2 protein-coding genes are annotated in these 2,272 nt (G+C 63.0%); both read left to right on the top strand.

The genetic code is table 11. The features are described 5' to 3' along the window. A partial coding sequence (thpR, locus tag KDH09_07275; GenBank protein ID MCB0219477.1) for an RNA 2',3'-cyclic phosphodiesterase occupies window positions 1-871 on the top strand: 871 nt, incomplete at its 5' end. 100 nt (window positions 872-971) lie between these two features. Further along, window positions 972-2,075, top strand: coding sequence for a recombinase RecA (gene recA / locus KDH09_07270; protein ID MCB0219476.1), 1,104 nt, complete (start codon window positions 972-974; stop codon window positions 2,073-2,075). Window positions 2,076-2,272 lie beyond the last annotated feature (197 nt).

The following is a 2,272-nucleotide window of genomic DNA, read 5'->3' as shown; positions in this document are numbered from 1 at the left end:
GCTCAGCGGGTCCGAAATCCGCATGGATCGATGCGAGTCTCGGACGCGAAGAGCGCAGCATACCCGATACGTAGACCGATGCTGGGGCGAATTTATTCGCGATCCCGGTGGGTTAGGAATCTTACTCTCGCTTTGGCACCGATCCCGCAACACAGGCCGGCCATGGACGCTACACTTGCCAGTCATGAGCGAGAGCCCGCCAGAGCCCACCTTTCGCGCCTTCATCGCGGTGGAGCTGCCGCCCGCTGCGCGGGCCTTTCTTGTGCGTGTGCAGGAATATCTCGTGAAGGGCGGGCTGGAAAAAGAGCTCGGCCGGGAGGGGCGGCCTGTCTGGAGCCGCCCCGAAACCCTGCACCTGACGCTACGCTTTCTCGGAGACATTACGGAGAAACAAGCGAAGCAAGTTGCCGCTGCAATGGACGCTACGGGCGCAGCGCAGGCGGGCTTCGCACTGCGTGTTGCGGGAATCGGCGGCGCGCCCAAGCCGCGCGCGCCGCGGGTGCTCTGGGCGGAACTTCAGGAGAGTGCGGGGTTGATGGCGCTCGAAGCGGCGCTCTCGGACAGACTCGAAGCGCTGGGATTTGCGCGCGAGACGCGACCCTGGCATCCGCATCTCACTCTGGCGCGGGTGAAGTGGCGGAAAAATCCGCGCACTATGTCACAGTATGTCACACAGCTCTACGAAGATGCCTTCAACGAAGCGATGCGGGAGGAAAAAGGCGTTGATTTCGTTCCCGTTTTCGAGGTATATACGTACTCGCTGTTCGGTAGTCGGTTGACGCCAGAGGGACCGATCCACACCAAACGCCACGAGACGCCCCTCCGGGCTCTCCAGCGCGAGGAAGACGGATCGCCCGGCGGCCCCTCATAAGCAGGGGCCCACCGAAACCGGATGAGTGAGGGAAGCATGGCGGCGCAGGGGAATCATGGCCCCGGGTGGAAGCGCTGCCGGGAGTGAAAGAGGAAGAGACATGGCCGAAGCGCGCGACGAGAAGAAGAAAGCCCTGGACCTGACCGTCCAGCAGATTGAAAAGCAGTACGGCAAGGGTGCCATCATGCGCCTCGGCGACGATGAGGCCATCGAGCCCATTGCGTCGATTCCCACCGGATCGCTCGGGCTCGACATCGCCCTGGGCATCGGCGGCATTCCCCGCGGCCGCGTCACGGAGGTCTTCGGTCCCGAGTCCTCGGGCAAGACGACCCTGGCGCTCTCCATCATTGCGCAGGCGCAAAAGCAGGGCGGCGTGGCCGCCTTCATCGACGCCGAGCACGCACTCGACATCAACTACGCCCGCAAGCTGGGCGTTCGCACCGACGACATCCTGATCTCCCAGCCCGACCACGGCGAGCAGGCGCTCGAAATCGCCGAGATGCTCGTGCGCTCCAACGCCGTCGACGTGCTGGTCATCGACTCGGTCGCCGCCCTGGTGCCGCGCGCCGAGATCGAGGGCGAGATGGGCGACTCGCTGCCCGGCCTCCAGGCCCGTCTGATGAGCCAGGCCATGCGCAAGATCACCGGCGCGGTGCACAAGTCGCATACCTCGATCCTCTTCATCAACCAGATTCGCCACAAGATCGGTGTCATGTTCGGCAGCCCCGAGACCACCACGGGCGGCAACGCGCTCAAGTTCTATGCCTCAATGCGCCTGGACATCCGCCGCATCGGTTCGATCAAGCAGGGCGAGAACGTGGTGGGCAACCGCACCCGCGTGAAGGTGGTCAAGAACAAGGTCTCCCCCCCGTTCAAGAACGTGGAGTTCGACATCCTCTATGGTGAGGGCATCTCCCACGAAGGCGACGTGCTCGACCTGGCCGAGGAAGTGGGCATCGTCGAGAAGAGTGGTGCCTGGTATTCCTACGGCGCCGACCGCGTGGGTCAGGGCCGCGAGAACGCCAAGAGCTTCCTCAAGGAAAATCCGGCCATGTGCGATGAGATCGAGGCCAAGGTTCTTGAGAACTACGGCCTGCCCACGCGCCGTCACCTGCAGCTTCTCAAGACCGGCACCGACGACGCCGCCCCCGAAGAGGCGGCCGCCGACACCGGTGCCAAGGAAGCCAAGGGCAAGAAGAAGTAAGCAACTTCCACTGAGGGCTACGAAAAGGGCCTCCCGCTTGGGAGGCCCTTTGGTTTTTCGGCAGAGAACCAGATTTGGGTTTGCCACAGAGGGCACCGAGGTCACAGAGGGAAGGATTTGAAACCACAGATGAACACGGATGCACACAGATCAGGAAGAATGGTCCTGTCCTGTCATCCTGAGCGAAGCGAAGGATC

This window comes from Chrysiogenia bacterium (genome assembly GCA_020434085.1).
GTDB lineage: Bacteria > JAGRBM01 > JAGRBM01 > JAGRBM01 > JAGRBM01 > JAGRBM01.
Note: the sequence above shows the minus strand (reverse complement) of the source record. Positions and strands in the feature narration are given on the sequence as shown.